Origin of the sequence: Blautia aquisgranensis (genome assembly GCF_040096615.1) — a bacterium.
Classification (GTDB): domain Bacteria; phylum Bacillota; class Clostridia; order Lachnospirales; family Lachnospiraceae; genus Blautia_A; species Blautia_A aquisgranensis.
The window spans coordinates 245,267-263,342 of sequence record NZ_JBBMEJ010000001.1; the positions used below are offsets into that span (position 1 = coordinate 245,267).

An 18,076-nucleotide genomic window follows, 5' to 3' on the forward strand; every position below is an offset into this window, starting at 1 on the left:
TTGTTTCCTCCTAATGTGCATTGAAGATTGATTTTGCCAGGGAACTGGTCTTAAACAGGCTGAAACATAAAATAACTGTATATGCTGCAACTGACCAGATAGCTGTATGAAGATTATCCGCAACTGTAATAGCATTTACCAGAACTGCATAAATCGCAACACATACCATCATAAAAAATCCCTGGAATCCCAACGCTAATAATGCCTTCACGTAATTATTTCCAATACTTCCCCATTCCCTGTTCGTAAATGTTGAAAACGGAATAGGTGCCACAGAGACATAAAGATATATTTCTATCATTCGTCCATATAAAATGACGGTAATCAGGACTGATATGATTTTTAGACATAAACTGACCAGCATCGTTTCCAGACCAAGCCCCAGTAATTCTCCGATTCCCATATCTTCAATCTGCGTTTCAAGAAGCGTTTTCAATGCTTCTGTAACATCAATAGATGCGGAACCGGTTATCATACCGCCAGCATTGGATACCACATGATTCGCTACATCAAAAATTGCCATCGCAATATCAAAAGTATGAGTAACCAGATATACCGCTACCCACATCTTAAAAATGTATTTGAAAAACATAAACGTATCCGTATCGTGCATATTGTTTTTTTCCATAATCATGGAAATCAGCTCATAACACAGTACAAATGTAATAATCATCCCCGCAATGGGGACAATGACATTATCCGACAGATTTTTTATCATGGAAAAAATGCCACTGTTCCAATTTTGGGGTGTTTTCCCAACCTCTGTAGCAATCGTTTCTACTTTGGTATTTACATCGGTGAACATGGTATCCAGGTTTGATGTGATCCAGCCTGTTAGCAGATCCTTTATGAACTCTGTTATTTTTTCGGTTATTCCACCCATTTATTTATCCAAACAAAGTTGCAAGCTGTGGAATCAGGTTTATTCCAATCAGTACGATGCCACCGCCCGCCATCAACTGTTTTATGTCTTTTATGAGAAAATATTTGCTCGAAATGAGCCTTGAAAAGATTAAAATAGATTAAATTTTGATAGATTTTTCTTATTTATGGGAGCCGGAACCTCTTTCGATGGTTCCAAGCTCCGGTATTGGTTTTAAGTTGAAATGAATTTCCATTGTGACCGTTTCAGGAGTACGGCAGTAATTTTCTGTTCCGTCTTTCTCCTGCGGTTCTGAGATAACGATTTTACTGATCAGCCGGTTCAGAAGATTGGCATCCAGTTCTTTGATGTCCGCATACTCGCTAATATCGTCAATCCACTGCTGGGACTGTGCATCCAGTTTTTCTTCCGTATTCAGCACACTCTCATTCTGGAAAAGTTCCTTTTTGATATCTGTCTGCTCCTTCTGTGTCTTCTCCAGCATCTTATCAAAAACAGATTCTGTAATCTTGTCATTGATAAGGTCATCATACAGTTTTGCAATCAGCCGGTCTAACGTTTCCAGGCGGTCTTTCTGCTTTGATACCAGCTTCTCCAGACTTTCCCTGTGTCCCTGTGTATCTTCCTCGCATAACTCCTTTACCCGGTTTTCCAGTTCTGTTCCGTCTCCGGTAACTGCTTTTGCACATTCCTGGATTCTGGTAAGGACTGCATCATACAGGTCATCAGCGTCCACCCGGTGCTGGGTACAATGTGCTTTCCCCTTATGGATATAAGTGGAACAGGTATAAACTTCATGCTGGTCTTTGGTGTGCGTCTTCTTCAACGTCAACGCACCGCCACACTCTGCACAGCGGAGTAATCCGGCAAACATGCTGTATTCTCCCTGTTCTGTCTGGCGTTTCCTGCCTTTCATCTTTGCCTGTACCAGATCAAATACATCCTGCGGAATGATTGCTTCGTGGGTATCCCTGACTGTGATCCAGTCCTCCGGAGCTTTATCTCCCTGATTGCCAATCTTGAAACGGTAGTACCTTTTCTGGGAAGCCATGTCACCACAGTAAACGGGATTCATCAGCAGGGATTTCAGATAGGATTCATCCCATACATATTTCCCATTTTCCGGGTCTTTCTGATATCCCAGTGGTGGAACAACACCTGTAAACTTTCCCTTGGTTGCCTGCAGGTGATAGGACGCATGGACTTTCTTGGAAATATCTCTGGAATACATCTCGTTCAGCACGTTCTTAAATGGGGCAATCTCATTGTCTCCGGCAAAGGTATCCACATTATCATATAATGCGATATACCTTACTCCATGCTTTGGGAAAAACTCCTCCATCAGAAATCCTGTCTGTACATGGTTTCGTCCCAGTCGGCTCTGGTCTTTGGTAATTACAAGATTCACCAGTCCTTTTTCACAGGCTTTGAGAAGTCTCTGCAAATCAGGTCGGTCTGTGTTCAATCCTGTATAACCATCGTCCTGAAACACATCCACCACCTGCCAGCCCTGTGACTGACAGTAATTCACCAGTATGTCTCTCTGGTTGGAGATGCTGGCACTCTCTCCGGTCAATTCGTCATCTTTGGAAAGTCGGCAGTATACACCAACTCTCCAGGTTGCATTTCTTTCTATATTGTTACTCATATATCTGTTGTTCATCTGATACCTCCGTTACTTTGCACATCCTACGCAGATTTCAGATTACTGAACTCATAATCATTATACTGCTTATCTTTCATTATTGCAAGTTTATCTTTTGTTTTCGTGTCACGTATTTTCTGTGCGATCACCTCTGCAAACACTTCTTTTGCGTCCTGATCACCGTCAAAATATACTCTGATGTTGATAATTTTCTTCTTCACTGCCATTGTAAAACCTCCATTTTTTGCAAAAAAAGAGCAGCTAATCCATTTTTACAGATTAACTGCCCAGACTGTTGGTTACATATATTAAAATTTTTGTATTAACATTTCAGAAATTGGGGATATAATAAAGACAGGGATAAATCCCTGTCAGATGAACTGCATATTTTAATTTTCCCATTGAAAACAAGAGGAATGTGTGGTACATTTGTTATAGGAAAAGCACCCACTCCAAAGTGGATGCCGCCTGAGTTGACTAAATGGTCTTACGACCACCGCCTATCCTGTTGGCAGACAGGATAGGCATTTTTATTTCCTCTTGTTCTTCCGATCAAGAAAGGCAATAATCGCAATTAACAGGCTACCAAAAGCGATCAGTAAACTGAGTACGCCTAAGAATATTGAGATAATCTCATAAGCTGTCATATCACGCACCTCCTTTCTTTCATCTCAGAACCCCGAAAGGCTCCGGTCTGTAAATATCAGGAGGCAGCCACACCCTGTCACAGGTGCTTCCCCGTAACATTGCTGTTACCGGATAATCATACCATTATATCCGCCATATTACAATTCATTTTTGTTCCAGATTCACAGCAATCCTTATTCTGTATGGATACCTGCTATTTCCGTTTGATTGCCTTGCACCGGCAGACGGCAGACGGCAGATAGGGTATCTATAAAGCCTGCCGTTCACTCCAAAATTCTGCCGTCACCCATTCTCCCTTGTTTTTTTAATCGAATGGTATTTTCCTGCTTTTCATTCATCCGATAATCCAGTTCTTCTTTCATCCGGCTTCTGGCTTCTCGCATGGTTCTCTGGGAGATTCCCTGTGCTTTTGCCTTTTCATCCAGTTCCCGGATTGTGACTGCATTTCCGTCTGCAAGCAGTTCATAGATCAGTTTCGTTCCCCGTTGCAGTTTTGTTTCTGTCGGCTTTCCTTCCTTTCCGTCCAGAAGATCATCTGCGGAAATCTCATAAGCTCCCACCCAGCGGAATCCTTCTTCATCTCCAAGTTTAAATGCCATCGTCTCACCTGGAGGTGCAAGAGAACTTTTCTCATGGATCAGTACTCTTGTTGTCGGGTCTTTCTTTACTTTCCCGATAAAAAGCAGGCTTCTCACCGCCGCCATGATATCAATAGAACCAAGTCCCCGGTAAGTACTCTGTGTCCCTGAAGATTTATTCAGATGTCCGATCAGCACAATCGCACAACCGGTCTTTTCAGCGATCATTCCCAGTTTCCGGAATACCGGACGGACTTCATTTGCCCGGTTCATATCCACATCGGCACCGATAAAAGCCTGTACCGGATCAATGATTAAAAGTCTGACCTGATTCTGACGGATTGCTTTTTCAATACGGTCATCGGATAACGTCAATGCTTCCTCTGTATCATCAATGACCATCACCCGACTCAGGTCTGCTCCTGCTTCCACCAGCCTCGGCTTAATCGTATCTCCCATACCGTCTTCTGCAGTCTGATAGATCACATTAAAAGGTTCAATCTCTTCCATGTTCGGGAAAGTCTTACGGTTCGTGCAGGCTGCGGTCAGCATCATGGCAAAATAAGTTTTTCCCTCTCCTGGATTGCCCTGAATAATCGTCAGTTTTCCAAATGGCAGATAGGGAAACCACAGCCATTCTACACTGGTCTGTTCAATGTCTTCATAACACAACATCGGCACCAGTTCTTCCTTCTCCGGTACTTTCATTGTAACTGTTTCAATGATTGATTTCTTCCTGTCTGCATTTTTATCACAGAGGATTTCATTCCAGTCCTTTCGGGACGGTTTCAGACGGATGACACTGTATCCGTCCGGGATTTCTATTGCCAATTTCTCACTGGCTTCATTCCCTGCATGGTCATTATCCAGGCACAGGAAAACCGAAGTAATCTGAGGGCGTTCAGAAAGAAAAGCCATCAGTGCCGCACTGGAAATGCCACCCAGACTCAGGTAGCTCCGCTTTTTCCAGTCTTTGGGAAATAATTGGATAAAAGAAAGCAGATCAATGGCTGCTTCAAACACAAACAACTGATTATCCGTCCCTCTGTGACAGAATCCGTAAGATTTATCAGATTCAGCCACATCTCCCCGGTATTTTGTTTCACCAGTTCCCCTGCAATGGGCATATCTTGGAATACCGTCTGCATCTCTGCCAACAAACACCACATTATGGTGCTTCTTTTCTTCATAAATATCCCCACTGCCGATCCATTCCTCCACCATATTCTTTTCAATCCCTCTGTTTTCTGTCAGATATCTGATGATTCTATCATTATTTTCCTCTTTCTCTGGTAATCGGAAGTCAGGGGACGGGGCGGGGCAGGTACTGTTCCTGCCTTCGCCTTCCTCCCCGGTTAGCATCTTGACAGCTTCCGGAAATGTGGCATTGTAAAATTCCATCACAAAATCCACCGGATAGCCACCCCTCCCCTGACTGTGCCTGTACCACCGGTTTCCGGATACCGTTACACTGTCATGCTTTTTCCAACGGTATTCCTTTCCGCTTTTCCCTAGTTGTTCTCCCTGTGCGCTCAGAAAAGAAACAATATCTGTCTGATTTGCTCTTATAATTTGTTCTTCTGTATACTGCATTTTGCTCATCCTTTCCCGTCTGTCCTGCTGACAGACTGTTATAAACTCATGTCATAGTTTCGCTTTTTCTTCACTGCCTGTTGTTTTGCATCACGCTCTGCACACTCTTTCTTTTTTTCATCCAGTTTTCTCAGAAGAGAGGTCTTCTTTTCTGGATTCTGCTCCGACTGGTTCAACGGCTGTTGCTCTGCTTTCCCGTTTTCTTCAAGAATCTCTTTCGCCTGAACTGTGTAAAATGTCGGGAACTTCACCTGCTTCTCCCTTTTTTCTTCTGAACGCCCGGAAGTATCTGCTTCTGCCATTTCCCGGTCACGTCTGGCAATATCCGCACAGCTCTGTACCTTTTTCACAAAAGTTAGTTCCTCCTGGTACGGCTGATTATCTGCTTTCAGCTCTTCGATCCCCGCCTGAAGTTCTTCTTTCTCCCGTTTCCATCTGGCAGTTGGCACTTTTCCATTTTTATCCAGATGTTGTTTCAGTTCCCGTTCACATTTGCGGTAATAATTGATTTCTTTTTTATGCTGCTGATAATATCTCTCCCGTCTTTTCTGAAAATAGAAATGGTTATACTCATCAATCAATGGCTGATTTGTTTTTATTACCTCTGCCATCTTTTCCAGATTCTCAAGTTCCTTTAACTGTTTCCGCTTTTCAGAAATTTCTTTTTTACTGACAGAAACAACACCGTTCAGTTCCTCAATCCGTTCCTGCAAGTCATCCATCGTTTCTATCTGATGTGTCTGAAGATAACTGATGGATTTTGCAAACTCCTGTAAATTGGAGAGATTCTTACCTCTCTGTTTCATCTCCGCATAAAAATTGGGAAGTGGTGGTCTGCCCTGTGTCTTTTTATCATAATAATCCTGCAGGCTTTCCAGCAGTGTCGGGTTCTGCCTGCGATCCAGCTCTGCTTTCATTTCCTCATAAGCTGTCTTCATCCACTGAATGGATTCTTTCAGAGAAATAAACATCTGGTTAAACTGCCGGATTGCCCGGTTCAATTCTCCGATCACCGTTTTGATTCCCTTTTTCTCCATTGCCCGGACTTCATATCCCTCATGGATGGTCGGGATCAGGTCAATCCCCTGTTCTTTGTAGGAACGGTGGTCGATTCTGGATGCCATGTGGCACTCCCTGAATTTCCCATTTACTTTCTCTGTCCATGCCCGCCGCCATTCTTTTAAAAGCTCCGGATCATTCCATCCGGTAGTAGAAACAGCATTGAACATATCTTTTCCTTTGGCATCCTTCACCCGGTTTCCATCCTCATCAAGAATATATTCCCTTCTCTGCTTATTGCCCCAGATTCCTTCCTCTGTAAAAGGACGGATTGGGACAAGCACATGGAAATGGGGATTATCCGGTTCTTCTTCATTTTCCGCTTTTCCCTCATGGACTGCCAGATCCACGATCATGCCACGTGCCACAAACTGCTCCTGGCAGAACTCTTTTGCCAGTCTGATATTTTCCTCAAGTGTCAATTCATTCTGCAGTGCAATGTCAAACGAATAGGCAAGCTGTGCCTTGTTGTTCCGTTCCACATGCTCCACCTCGTTCCAGAGTGTTTCCCTGTCAGTCAGACGCTCTGGCACATACTCCGGTGTCAGGATTTCTGTAAATATCACACCTGACTTGCTCGTATAATCGTGTATCTTGTTGTAATAACTGTCAAAAATCCTCTGCCCGGAAATATAGGCTGCGGAAGCGACCACCATCTGCCCTTTCCCTCTGGATACATTCCTTACTGAAAAATGATACAGTGCCATTAACTGTCATCTCCCTTCTCTGTCTTTTTTACTGCTTCTGCAATCTGCTGTTGATCTTTGTGTAAGGCGGCTATATGAGCCTGCCGCACAATACTCTTGTTGTAACTGCTGTTCTGCAGTTGATTCATCATGTCCTGGACGTCTTCCTGTTCCAGATCTCTGGACAGCGGAAATACTTTCTCAAACTCTGCCCCTTTGACAATCAGCCGGTGGGAACGTTCCCTGCGTTCTACCAGCTTCTTCCGCTGCTCCAGAATGTTTTTGTGGTGAATTGCTGCCTCCAGTTCCTGTCTGCTCTTTTCCATGTTGGCCTTCAGTTCCTCCAATGACATGGATTCATACTTTGGATTTTTTGCTCTGCTCATTTTCTTGTACTCCTTCTTTTTTCTGTAAACAAAAAGAACCGGCTTATTCATGAATGCCGATTCCTGGGTATAAAAAACTGAGGTCGTTGTCCTGTGATTAGGAAATGCTGACCTCAGCGTTTTTGAAATATTTAATTGTTGCTCCTTGGAATGAAAGTCTTTGTCACCATTGTCGTATAAATTTAAACTCACATCCCATATCAGGATTTCTTTAATTCTTCCATATACAGTTCAGCTATATATGCCGGACCAGTGCACCACAGCTTTGTCTTCTCATCATACAGTGCTTTTCCTGTCTTTGAACACAAAAAATCTGTCAATACCTCGTTTCTGTCCTTGCCTGTCTCTTCTGCGATTTCATCTGTCACCATAGTGATCAGAAGGTCGATTGTATAATTCATTTTTTCCTTTGGAATTGTTACTTCAGCCATATCTTCTCACCTTTCACAAATTTCAGACACTCAATAGCTGCCTCAGTTTTAAAGCAGTATTGATCTTTCAATTTATTCGGCAGCAACTGTCTGATACAGAAATCGTCTGCTACTTTATCACCTGCAGTCCCAAAAGCACCCGCAAGATAAGCGGTAAGAGTAGCGTTTGTTGCATCATCCGCAATCTTTCCTGCAATGATATCATATTTTGCCATTTCACGTTCAACCTCAATAAACATTTTTTTCTTTCGGTGAGCGGCGATACAATGTAACCAGTCCACATCTGCATTTTCAAAAATATGCGTTTCAAGATTTTCTGAAAGTTTGAATTCAAAAGTTGAAATATATCCAAACTTCTGCCCCTCTTCAATTGTTCCGGTTGCGATGGCTTTGGCTATTGAGGTTCTCAGAAAACTTTCTGCCTGTTCCTTTGATGTGGTTAAATAAAATCCCTGTCCAAAATCTTTTCTCTTTGCACATTTGGCAAGATCTGGCTCTTTTACTTCACAATAACTTCCATGATAGAGAACAAATCCATCTTTTAACTCAAGCACTAATCTCTATCCCCTTTCTTTGCAAAAATTCAGTAATATCTTCAAGCACAGCTTCATCGCCTTCACAATGAAAAATCCCATAGCATTTTTCTATATATCCAAGAACATCGGCTTCTTTAAACAAGTGGATAATCTGTTCAACAGGTAAATGCCACTCTTCTGAAGCAAGCCGGATTAGTCTTGTTTGCATAAAAGTAATCTCTGTTTTCTCACTCATTATGAATCCTCCTCATTTTCTTAGTCAGTAAAACCGGAATTGTTGATTACCAAGGCATATTTCCAAATCGACTAATAAAAGTTACTGTTAGTCCGGTTTTATCAATCATTGCAAGTTTTACGATTGCGCCTGTACTGTTTGCTTTCCTCCGTCGACATTCAAATCTGTTGCCGTGGCACCTGGATCAGCGCAGTTCACCTCTTATGTCTTGGAGTCCTTTTGCATACTTCCAAAAGAACCCAGTCCGCTTGAAACATTTACGATAATAGTTTTATTTTTTCTCTCATTGTCATACAATGCACCTACTTCCCCAGAATTTATTTTACCACGTATTCTTCTGTTCGTCTGTCACCTGCATCGTATCTGCATTTACCAGATAAAAATCTACCAATTCGGTCTCGTAATTGCCATCCGGATATACTTTTTCTAACACCAGTTCTTCGCAGGAATTACCATCTGCATCTGTCTTGGAACCATTATCGTACAGACAGTATCTCACATTTACCGTATTACCGTTCTTTGTTTCCTGCGTTTCGCTGACGACAGCATAGACTTCTCCCTTTGCATTCGCCGTGTAACTGAACGCCATATTTTGAAGTGTATTCTGCTCCTGAAGGTAATTATAAACTGCCAGCATTGCATTTTGAATTGTCAGACCATCATGCTGCCCTTCTGTCTCGTAATCTTCTATGGTATTTCCACTCTGAATATCCTCTGAATCTGTTGAATTCTCTGTATCCAAATCCGGTAATTCTGTAGTATCCTCTTCTTGATTATCTTCTTCATCTATTGTATCCGAAGACCACCACAGACCATCCATACTCTGCATAACAAATGGATTATTGGTTCTGTATCTCCGTTCACCACCATAATCTTCCTGCACAGTTATATACGTATATTTGCTGTCACAACCAGTCACCGTTTCTGTTCCATCCATTCCGAACACTACACTCAGACCACTCATTCCAATAATCAAAAGTGCAAATATCGCAGCAGCTCCATAGACAATTATCAATGCCACTTTGTTTTTACCGAATTGTATGGATAATGCCTGGCAATTGTGTCTGTATAAACTCACGATCCCCCAGATCAAAAGAACCGCCAGACTGATTGTAATAACAGTAATCGATATTTCTGCGAAACGATATCTCACTTCATATCCCATATCACGTTTTATACCATACCACAATCCATAGAAGAAGGTACTATACGCAAGAACCAAAGTAATGATACTGATCCGTATCGGATGCTCTTTTTTATCCGGCACTGCCTTCTTCAGTGCCTCTGCCATCTGCGCTGCCGCTCTCTGCTCTATCCACATAGCAAGCTCTGCTTTTGACGGATATGTGCATTTAGTATCCGGAATCCCTGCGTAACACATCTGGCTCTCTTGAATCCCTGTCGCATCTCCTGCTGCCATTGCTGTAACCACTTTCAGGTAATAATACAACTTCAACTGTGCTGGATTGAATTTATCTATACGAATATCTGCCAGCTCCTGTGCAGCCCGTTCATAATTGTTAAGGAGTACACTCATCCGTGCCATAACCAAAAGCATCTGATTCGCTACAGCAGGGTAACGGTGATATTGCTTCTCATATAAATACCGTGCATACTCATGTCGTTCTTCCGGTGTTAACCGATAGGACTTCTTTCTATTCTGTGCCAGCATCGCAATTCGCAGACCATAAGCCAATTCCAAAATTGCAATCAGCTGGCAGATAAATGCACCAAATCCCCAGATATCCGTTGTATACCGCACATAGGTCACCAACACAATGCCTAGCATTGCCGGAATCACGATCAACCATTTTGTCCAACCTGATCTTCTCATAAAAATCTCCTGAATTGTTTTTCTGAATATAGTATATTACCGCACACACCAATCGACCATATACATATTGTGACGATGCTGTTACTTACCATAACAGTTGCTGTTTCTAAGGTCATCTATTTATAGCCTGAGAAATAACTGGTTTCCCATCTCTGTCCAACAATGGAGTCAGTCCACCTGAATACCCACATGCATGATATAAATAATTCACACCAGTTTCCTTATCCACCCATATCTCAGTAGTAGTTAATGCTCCCTGAGAATATATTTTTTCAAATCTCTCTTCTTTCGCCATTTTCAATTTCCTCCCATAATCAATTTTTCGGTTTTATAAAAAATGTTTCTCTGTTACTTTCTCGATTGTATCATGACATACAGTTCCATCTTCGGCAATCGTCGATTTTCTGATAAATCTCGAATGATGCTTTAATACTCCATAAGCATACCAGTCATGGTTGCAAAATACTTTGCAGAACTCTGCATAGCCATGTTCCTTACAGGTATCGAAATACAGACACCTGCTGATTTCATAAGTAAATCCACTATCATCATCCTGCAAAATTTCTGTCTCCCAACATACCTTTTTTTCGCCCTCCAGATCATCTACCAGAGACTGTCTCACAATCTTATAGCCATTCGGCAATAAATCGACATGCTTTTTTCTCTTTTTCCGTTACCATATTTTCTCCCAACTTGCACACTAAGTCATAATTTTCCAAACACTAAAACTTGAATTTCTATTTCTGCTGCCATGCCATTACATAGTCTTTTTCTCCAGTAGCTTCATCCAAACCGCTATACTGAATCTCAAATCCTTCTCTTTGATAAAAGGATATTGCCCGTGTATTTTTTTGATATACATTTAAGATTAATTTGTTTCTTTTTCCCTTTACATAGTTTAGCAAAATTTTACCTATACCTTGAGATTGCATTTCGGCAGAAACAAAAATACCTTCAATGTATTCGTTACTTAACCCTATAAAACCCTGTATTTCCTGTTTATCCTCGTAAACATAGACAGTTGCCTGTAATAGAAGTTCTTTTACTAACTCAAAATTACTTTTCCAATATTGAGCAGAGATAAAATAATGTGTCTTTATATTTGTATCTAACCATATTTCTGCAACTTTATTTATATCCACTTTCCGTAATTCTCTAATCATAACGGTGATGCTCCTCAAACTCCGATTTTCTCAATTTTTCAAACTGGAATTTACGAACTACAATATCTTTTCGAGAAAAAGATGGTTTTTGTGTGCAATTACATCTCCAACTTTTTTAGAAGCACTAGCAATTATTTCAAATCCATTTTTTTGATACAAAGATAGCGCAGGAATATTTTGACTTCCTGTATCCAAACGTAGTGCCCTGCAACTATTTTTTTGTGCTAATTCTGTAGCGAATTTTATTAGTGATGATGCAATTCCTTTACCAGACATACTCGGACGTACCATTAAAAGGTGAATTACCATTACCTCATCTTCAGATAATTTTTCTTTCCAAGGAATAGTTGCATATTCTATTGGTTGAACTTTATCAATAATGATACTTCCAACAATTGTTCCGTTTTCTTCATATACAAACAAAGCACCAGCATAAATAGCCCGTTCTGCATCATCTTTCGTTGGATAAACCCCTTTCTTAAATACAGTAAAGGCTGTATGATTCAGTTCATACTGGAAATGCTCATTGTAAGTATCTTCAATCGAATTAACATCTTTTAGTATTGCTTTTCTAATCATAAAATCTCTCCACAAATTTTGATTTCACACTTTCTTTCCCCTTATATGTCTATATCTGAAATATTCAGTCACAAACTTTATCAGGGATAGGCATCTGTGCCGCAAGGGGATCTTCCCCTTGTACGAAATCTCTGATTTCGCTGTATTTCCCGGTTTGAGATTTCTTGAAATCGGGAACAGCACCGCAGGTCGCACGATACAGGCAGATGGAATTGCCTGTATAGAAGTGCGCTCTTAGCGTTGCTAAGAGATTTATGCCGTATCCGGCGTGTTATCTTTTTTCAATTTCTTTTTTCGACTTCTGAAGCATTCTTCCAGTTTTAATAATTTGACATGTCTGCTCTTGTTACTCATCATCTGTAAATTCCAGCATCTCATCAACGGTGCAGTCCAGCTTCTTGCAGATCTTCTCAATCGTCTCCATTGATACATACTGGTTTTTTCCCATCCTGGCAAGAATATTTCCACTGATCCCGGTGAGGTACTGCATCTCTATCCGCTTCATATTTTTATCTATGAGCATTTTCCATAATCTGTTATAACTTACGCCCATAAGCAACCTCCATATTTTTCATCTGAACATATTTTGATTATATCACGATTTCGTTAGGTTGAATACCTGTAATTTTTGATGTCTTCTGTAAAATGGAAAAGAGGATGCCCCGACAAAGGGCAACCTCTCCAACCATTTACTTCGGTTTAGTCGAATGGAACCTCACCTTCCGGTGCTTCCATAAATCCGTCCTTATCTGTTTTCGGTGTTTCCGATGAATCAGCTCCAACACCATTATCCTTGTTCTGGGCAAATTCATGTTCTTCCACGATCACATCTGTAGTATAAATTGTTTTCCCGTCCTTGTCCTTATAATTGCCAGTGCTGATACGACCGCCAATCACAATCCTCATTCCCTTGTGAAGATATTTCTGTGCAAACTCTGCACTCTTTCCGAATGTGACACAGGAAATAAAATCCGCTTCCTGTTCACCGTCACGTTTATATCTTCTGTTTACCGCCAGTGTATATCTTGCTACTGCCATATCATTATCTTTTCCGGCATATTTGATCTCCGGATTCTTTGTCAGTCTTCCCATTAAAACCACTTTATTCATAATCGTTACTGTCCTTTCCGCAGCTACGCTGCCATTGCATATTCTTCATCATCTGTTTCATCGTCCGGCATAAACATTGCACATGCTTCCGGTGGATTGGTATCATCCGGTGAAAATATTTTCCGGATCATTTCATACATGATCGGATACCGATATGCGATTTCTTCTCTTGCAAGGAATCTGCATACCCTGTAAAGATTCTTTTTCATTTCTTCATCTGTTGTAAGCATGGCAACCAGATGGATTCTCTCCCTTGTATAAATCAGATTCGGGCATCCAAACCAGTTAATCAACTGCATTTCTTTCATTTTCAGTTCTGTCATAAACTGCTCCTTTCCGGGCATTTTGCCCTGTAAACATTGTCATCAGTTTCATTCGTCCGGCGGTCTGGCGTGCGTTTCCCTGTCACCTGCAGCCGTCTCAGACTGCCTCTGCCTGCATCAGCAGGTCACTGACCATAAGGCTTCGGTCAGCCGCCCATCATCGGGAGTGTCATTATAATTTCGCTCGCTCTCAGAAAAAGAAAGGTCATGGCATAACTCCTGTTAGGCTTCCAGGGTGCACTTATCGGTTGTCAAGGTTCATCGAAGGAACATTCCAAAACGTCCTCTGATTACTAGAGTCAAATGACTTCGCAAGATGCAAAAGATTCGTGATATTTTTTTGCATTTTTATCATTTTTTCTTTTACTTTTGTTAGTCCCTTCACATACTCTGTACTGAGACAGGCAAAAGCGGACATCTTTGGGGTAAAATTTTTAAAATAATTGTTCCTCTACCTATAAAGCCTGGGAAGCGGTATTTACCAACCCCCTTTTGCAAGTTTTTTTCGCATAAATGAAATATTCCCTCACTAATAGCAAGTTTCAGAGGGCATTTGGACGGTACTTTTGCAGAAAAAATTATTTTTCCACTAATCACACGTGGGAATTTGAAGAATGTCAGATAATTTTGAAAAAATCCAAAAAAGAAGCACCGACCGTTATAGTCAGTGCTTGTAAGATATTATATTCGTTTTTCTCAGGAAAGATCATCCCAGTTTTTATATGTTCCATTGTACAGACCTGTAAGTTGTTTTATTGTAAGATTTTCCAGTGGATTTTCTTCATTTATCACAATAGCTATAGCATCTTTTCCAATGACTTTTGTTTCCAGAAGCTCTGCTTCATAATCCTTTAATTCTCTGGATGACATTGCGAAATCACACTCTCCACTTATCACCGCCGTAATCCCTCTTGAAGAATCTGTTGCTTTTACTTCTATTTCAGCATTTGGATTTTGTTTCTGATAGTCATCTGCCAGTGCTTTTACCATTGGTTCCATTGAAGTGGATCCTTCAATCAGAATCTTTCCTTCTGACTTGTCAGAAAGGAATGTTGTTGTACTGTCAGCCTGAATACAATATTGTTTCACAATATCCTGTCCTTTACTCTTTACATAAGTCAGGAAATCCTGTTCCACATCTGTCAGTTCTCCATTATAAGCCAGATAATAATCCCTGCAAAGAGGATAACTGTTATTGTCTATTGTTTTCTCAGAAGGAAGAACTCCGTTGATTTGAAGTATTTTTCCATTCGTATCTGTTGCGGAACTATATGCGACATAACCAACTGCGTTTTTATCTTCTTCCACCTTTTTCAGAACTTTCTCTGTAGAATCAACAACTATTCCTGTATCACTCTCAGGCAGTTTCAAAAGATTCTCAAATTCTGCTCTGGTTCCTGACCCTTCTTCTCGTGATACAGCTGTGACAGCTCCCATAGCAGACAGATCCGGCAATGGCTCTTCCTCGGTTCCACATGCTGTTATTCCCGTTGCCAGCATTATCATTATCAGCAGAAGTGCAGATTTTCGGATGTTTTTTTTCTTTACCATTTTATACTGCACCTCTTTCCATCATTGATTTTCCCGTCTCTTCATCAAGGTTTATAAAAGCCACATTATCACAGGCTTCTTCTGCAATGCTGACACAATTATCTGCCATACGGTCAAAATTATACATGATCCCAGAAAAATATCTTGTCATAGACGCATCACAAACCTCATTTTTTACACGGTTTAAATGTGCCTTACTGTATTTTTTCTCTGCTTTATGCATTTTTTTCTTATTTTTAAAAACTGTTTCAGCCACTACAGCATCACCCTTACGGATTGCCTCCATTGCTTTCTTTAAAAGCTGCTGGATAATATCAATGCAGTCTTCCATTTCTGAGGAGGCTTCACTGGTCAGTCTTTTTCCATTGTTATTTACTTTTTCACATATCTGGTCAATATCTTCACATCTGTCTGCAATCCTCTGAATACTATTGTTTACATACAGTAACCCTGCCGTCTGCTCAGACTGTTGTTCTGTAAGGTTTCCGCTTGCGAATAATCTGGTAATATATTCTGTCACACTGTCCTGTAACTGATGTACAATCTCCAGATTTTCTATAAACGAACCATGAGTTTTTGAGTCTCCATCTGCTACAATCGCCGTTTTTAAATCACTTAACAGAGATTCTGCCAGTTCTCCAAGTCGGTTCAGTTCCTTAGATACCAGAACCATAGCAGCCGCCGGCTGTTCAATCACTTTCATATCCAGATATTTGGGTTCAAAAGCTGCTTTCTCTGTTTTGTCATTTCCACGGATGATTGTTGTAACAATTTTTACCATCAGCGGAATCAGTGGCAGCCAGACCAGTGTACAGACGATATTAAACGTTGTATGTGCATTTGCAATCTGTCTTGAAATCACATCAATCTCATTTCCCTTTGGTGAAATAAACTGGACAAATTTTGCAAACCACGGAACCAGGAAAATAAAAACGCAGCTTCCACTGATATTAAAAATACTATGCGCAATTGCTGTACGTTTTGCATTTTTAGATTGTCCAATTGATGCAAGAAGTGCTGTGATCGTTGTACCTATATTATCTCCAAGAAGAATCGGAATCGCACCGGTAAGCCCTATTACACTGCTTACTCCGTCCGGTCCTGCCTGTGATGCAAAATTCTGCAGAACTGCAATCGTAGCTGAACTACTCTGCACAACCAATGTCATGACCGCTCCCAGTACAACACCAAGAACCGGAATGGATGAAACTTTTCCCATCAGATCAACAAAGACCGGACTTCCCGCCAAAGGTTTCATGACTTCACCCATGATTTCAATTCCTTCAAATAAAAGTCCGAATGAAAAAATTACCATACCGATATTTTTAACCTTTTCTTTTTTGCTAACAAAGTTCAGAATAAATCCAACAAAGATAATTGGATAAATATAATTGCTGATTTTAAATGCCATCAGCTGTGCCGTCATAGTGGTTCCTATGTTGGCACCAAAGATAACAGAAATTGCCTGCGGAAGACTCATAAGTCCCGCACTGACAAAACCGATAACCATAACTGTCGTCGCTGAACTGCTCTGCAATACAGCTGTTACAAGTGCTCCGGCAAGTGCTCCCATAATTGGATTTCTTGTAAGAAATCCAAGGATTTTTTTCATTCGTTCTCCTGCGGCTTTCTGAAGTGCATCACTCATGCTGTTCATTCCATAAAGGAACAAGGCAAGGCCACCGATCAGACCAAAAACCACTTTCACATTCTCGTTCATTTCTCTTTCCTCTCCTGTTATTATATAAGATCTACATTTTCCTATACAATTATAGAAGACAGAAATCAAATCTATGTGAGTGCTTGTGTAAAATAGGTGTAAAAATCAATGGAAATCTTTATAATGTTATAATTGACTTATTCATTTTTCACCTGCTGACATATAGTTTTCATTACGATTTATTATTCAGTCTACGTAATACCAACATCGCCTCATTCCTTACATTTTTGAACGTTCTGTCCGGTCTTCCAAGAAAATATCCTTGTCCGTAATGAACACCTAATCTACACAGACACTCCAACTCTGCTTCTGTTTCTATCCCTTCTGCAATCAGAATTGCTCCTGTCTCATTACAGTAATGCAACAGAAATTCCATCATAATTTCCTTTTTCTTATGTTTTTGAATATCTCTGACCAGTTCTATATCAACTTTTAAGTAGTTTGGCGATGTATTTACTACACGGTTCAGACCAGAATATCCAGCTCCAACATCATCCAAAGCTATTTCATATCCCTGATCTGCATAATGCTTCATAATCTGTTGCAGAATCTGATAGTTTTCTATATCCGACCGTTCCGTTATTTCAAATACAATGTCACAGGACGGTACTCCGGCTTTCGCAGCCTTACGGTTTGTAAATCCCTGTATGAACGATTTATCCTGAATGATATTACCATCTACATTAAGAAATAATTTTGCATGTTCTGGTTTATTCGCCGCTGCCTTCAATGCTTTATTTCTGCACAATTTTTCCAATTTCCAAACACAGCCTACCTGTTCAGCAATCACAAACAAATCTGAAATCATAAGAGTCGTATCATGCCTGTCGATACGACTAAGAGCTTCATATCCTGCCACATCTCCAGTCTGTAAATTTACAATCGGCTGAAATACCGGATATATAGCCTTTCTTTCTAATATTTTATAAAATTCATCTGCATTTTTTACTTTCATTATTTCTTCTCTGCCTCTGTGAATACATTTTCTGTAACCCTATCAACCCACTATATGATATCATCACTTTTTCATCCTTCAATCAGATTTAAGTAAAATCATAGTAAATTTTCACCATTGTTCAGCCAGACCAATTCTTATATAACACAAAGCAAATACGT

General features: G+C 40.6%; 22 protein-coding genes. All 22 read right to left on the minus strand.

Features of this window, described 5'->3' with window-relative positions; translation table 11 throughout:
• Nucleotides 1-10: 10 nt before the first annotated feature.
• Nucleotides 11-883, minus strand: a complete 873-nt coding sequence (locus WMO28_RS01135) for a VirB6/TrbL-like conjugal transfer protein, CD1112 family (RefSeq protein WP_005426566.1) — start codon at nt 881-883, stop codon at nt 11-13.
• 4 nt (nt 884-887) lie between these two features.
• The gene (locus WMO28_RS01140; protein WP_373153066.1) at nt 888-1,019 is read right to left on the minus strand and encodes a Maff2 family mobile element protein; all 132 of its coding nucleotides are present in this window, start codon (nt 1,017-1,019) and stop codon (nt 888-890) included.
• Nucleotides 1,020-1,043: 24 nt separating this feature from the next.
• Complete coding sequence (locus WMO28_RS01145) at nt 1,044-2,546, minus strand: recombinase family protein (protein WP_349055808.1); 1,503 nt, start codon at nt 2,544-2,546, stop codon at nt 1,044-1,046.
• A gap of 26 nt (nt 2,547-2,572) precedes the next feature.
• A complete protein-coding gene (locus WMO28_RS01150; protein WP_015521925.1) occupies nt 2,573-2,755 on the minus strand; it encodes a hypothetical protein in 183 nt (60 codons plus the stop codon).
• A 303-nt stretch (nt 2,756-3,058) separates the two neighbouring features.
• Nucleotides 3,059-3,175 carry a putative holin-like toxin gene (locus WMO28_RS01155; RefSeq protein WP_015543458.1) on the minus strand — a complete coding sequence of 39 codons (117 nt, stop codon included), beginning with the start codon at nt 3,173-3,175 and terminating at the stop codon, nt 3,059-3,061.
• Between the two features lie 264 nt (nt 3,176-3,439).
• Nucleotides 3,440-5,347 (minus strand): AAA family ATPase, encoded by a 1,908-nt coding sequence (locus WMO28_RS01160; RefSeq protein WP_173772485.1) that lies wholly within the window; start codon nt 5,345-5,347, stop codon nt 3,440-3,442.
• Nucleotides 5,348-5,385: 38 nt separating this feature from the next.
• On the minus strand, nt 5,386-7,113 hold the full coding sequence (gene mobQ / locus WMO28_RS01165) for a MobQ family relaxase (protein WP_003864580.1): 1,728 nt from the start codon (nt 7,111-7,113) through the stop codon (nt 5,386-5,388).
• The gene (locus WMO28_RS01170) at nt 7,113-7,478 is read right to left on the minus strand and encodes a DUF3847 domain-containing protein (protein ID WP_015543456.1); all 366 of its coding nucleotides are present in this window, start codon (nt 7,476-7,478) and stop codon (nt 7,113-7,115) included. Before WMO28_RS01170 ends, mobQ begins: the two co-directional genes overlap by 1 nt.
• Nucleotides 7,479-7,678: 200 nt before the next feature.
• On the minus strand, nt 7,679-7,909 hold the full coding sequence (locus WMO28_RS01175) for a hypothetical protein (RefSeq protein ID WP_003864582.1): 231 nt from the start codon (nt 7,907-7,909) through the stop codon (nt 7,679-7,681).
• On the minus strand, nt 7,897-8,463 hold the full coding sequence (locus tag WMO28_RS01180) for a DUF3990 domain-containing protein (RefSeq protein WP_020944841.1): 567 nt from the start codon (nt 8,461-8,463) through the stop codon (nt 7,897-7,899). Before WMO28_RS01180 ends, WMO28_RS01175 begins: the two co-directional genes overlap by 13 nt.
• Nucleotides 8,456-8,680 (minus strand): DUF3791 domain-containing protein, encoded by a 225-nt coding sequence (locus tag WMO28_RS01185; protein ID WP_003864584.1) that lies wholly within the window; start codon nt 8,678-8,680, stop codon nt 8,456-8,458. The genes WMO28_RS01180 and WMO28_RS01185 overlap by 8 nt, the downstream gene beginning before the upstream one ends.
• A gap of 322 nt (nt 8,681-9,002) precedes the next feature.
• Nucleotides 9,003-10,514 (minus strand): hypothetical protein, encoded by a 1,512-nt coding sequence (locus WMO28_RS01190; RefSeq protein ID WP_003864585.1) that lies wholly within the window; start codon nt 10,512-10,514, stop codon nt 9,003-9,005.
• A 112-nt stretch (nt 10,515-10,626) separates the two neighbouring features.
• Entirely contained in the window at nt 10,627-10,809 is a 183-nt protein-coding gene (locus WMO28_RS01195; RefSeq protein WP_003864586.1) for a DUF6440 family protein, read from the minus strand.
• 33 nt (nt 10,810-10,842) lie between these two features.
• Nucleotides 10,843-11,157: an L-2-amino-thiazoline-4-carboxylic acid hydrolase gene (locus WMO28_RS01200; protein ID WP_040466130.1), complete on the minus strand. Its 315-nt coding sequence runs from the start codon at nt 11,155-11,157 to the stop codon at nt 10,843-10,845.
• A 94-nt stretch (nt 11,158-11,251) separates the two neighbouring features.
• Nucleotides 11,252-11,677: an N-acetyltransferase gene (locus tag WMO28_RS01205; RefSeq protein WP_003864588.1), complete on the minus strand. Its 426-nt coding sequence runs from the start codon at nt 11,675-11,677 to the stop codon at nt 11,252-11,254.
• Nucleotides 11,678-11,734: 57 nt separating this feature from the next.
• Complete coding sequence (locus tag WMO28_RS01210; protein WP_003864592.1) at nt 11,735-12,256, minus strand: GNAT family N-acetyltransferase; 522 nt, start codon at nt 12,254-12,256, stop codon at nt 11,735-11,737.
• A gap of 346 nt (nt 12,257-12,602) precedes the next feature.
• Complete coding sequence (locus WMO28_RS01215; RefSeq protein ID WP_003864593.1) at nt 12,603-12,809, minus strand: helix-turn-helix domain-containing protein; 207 nt, start codon at nt 12,807-12,809, stop codon at nt 12,603-12,605.
• A gap of 146 nt (nt 12,810-12,955) precedes the next feature.
• A complete protein-coding gene (locus WMO28_RS01220) occupies nt 12,956-13,366 on the minus strand; it encodes a single-stranded DNA-binding protein (RefSeq protein WP_003864594.1) in 411 nt (136 codons plus the stop codon).
• Between the two features lie 23 nt (nt 13,367-13,389).
• On the minus strand, nt 13,390-13,689 hold the full coding sequence (locus WMO28_RS01225) for a hypothetical protein (RefSeq protein ID WP_015543455.1): 300 nt from the start codon (nt 13,687-13,689) through the stop codon (nt 13,390-13,392).
• Between the two features lie 696 nt (nt 13,690-14,385).
• Nucleotides 14,386-15,240 (minus strand): substrate-binding domain-containing protein, encoded by an 855-nt coding sequence (locus WMO28_RS01230; protein WP_015543454.1) that lies wholly within the window; start codon nt 15,238-15,240, stop codon nt 14,386-14,388.
• Nucleotide 15,241: 1 nt separating this feature from the next.
• Nucleotides 15,242-16,960 (minus strand): Na/Pi cotransporter family protein, encoded by a 1,719-nt coding sequence (locus WMO28_RS01235; RefSeq protein WP_020944839.1) that lies wholly within the window; start codon nt 16,958-16,960, stop codon nt 15,242-15,244.
• 172 nt (nt 16,961-17,132) lie between these two features.
• Nucleotides 17,133-17,915: an EAL domain-containing protein gene (locus tag WMO28_RS01240; RefSeq protein ID WP_003864600.1), complete on the minus strand. Its 783-nt coding sequence runs from the start codon at nt 17,913-17,915 to the stop codon at nt 17,133-17,135.
• Between the last annotated feature and the right edge of the window lie 161 nt (nt 17,916-18,076).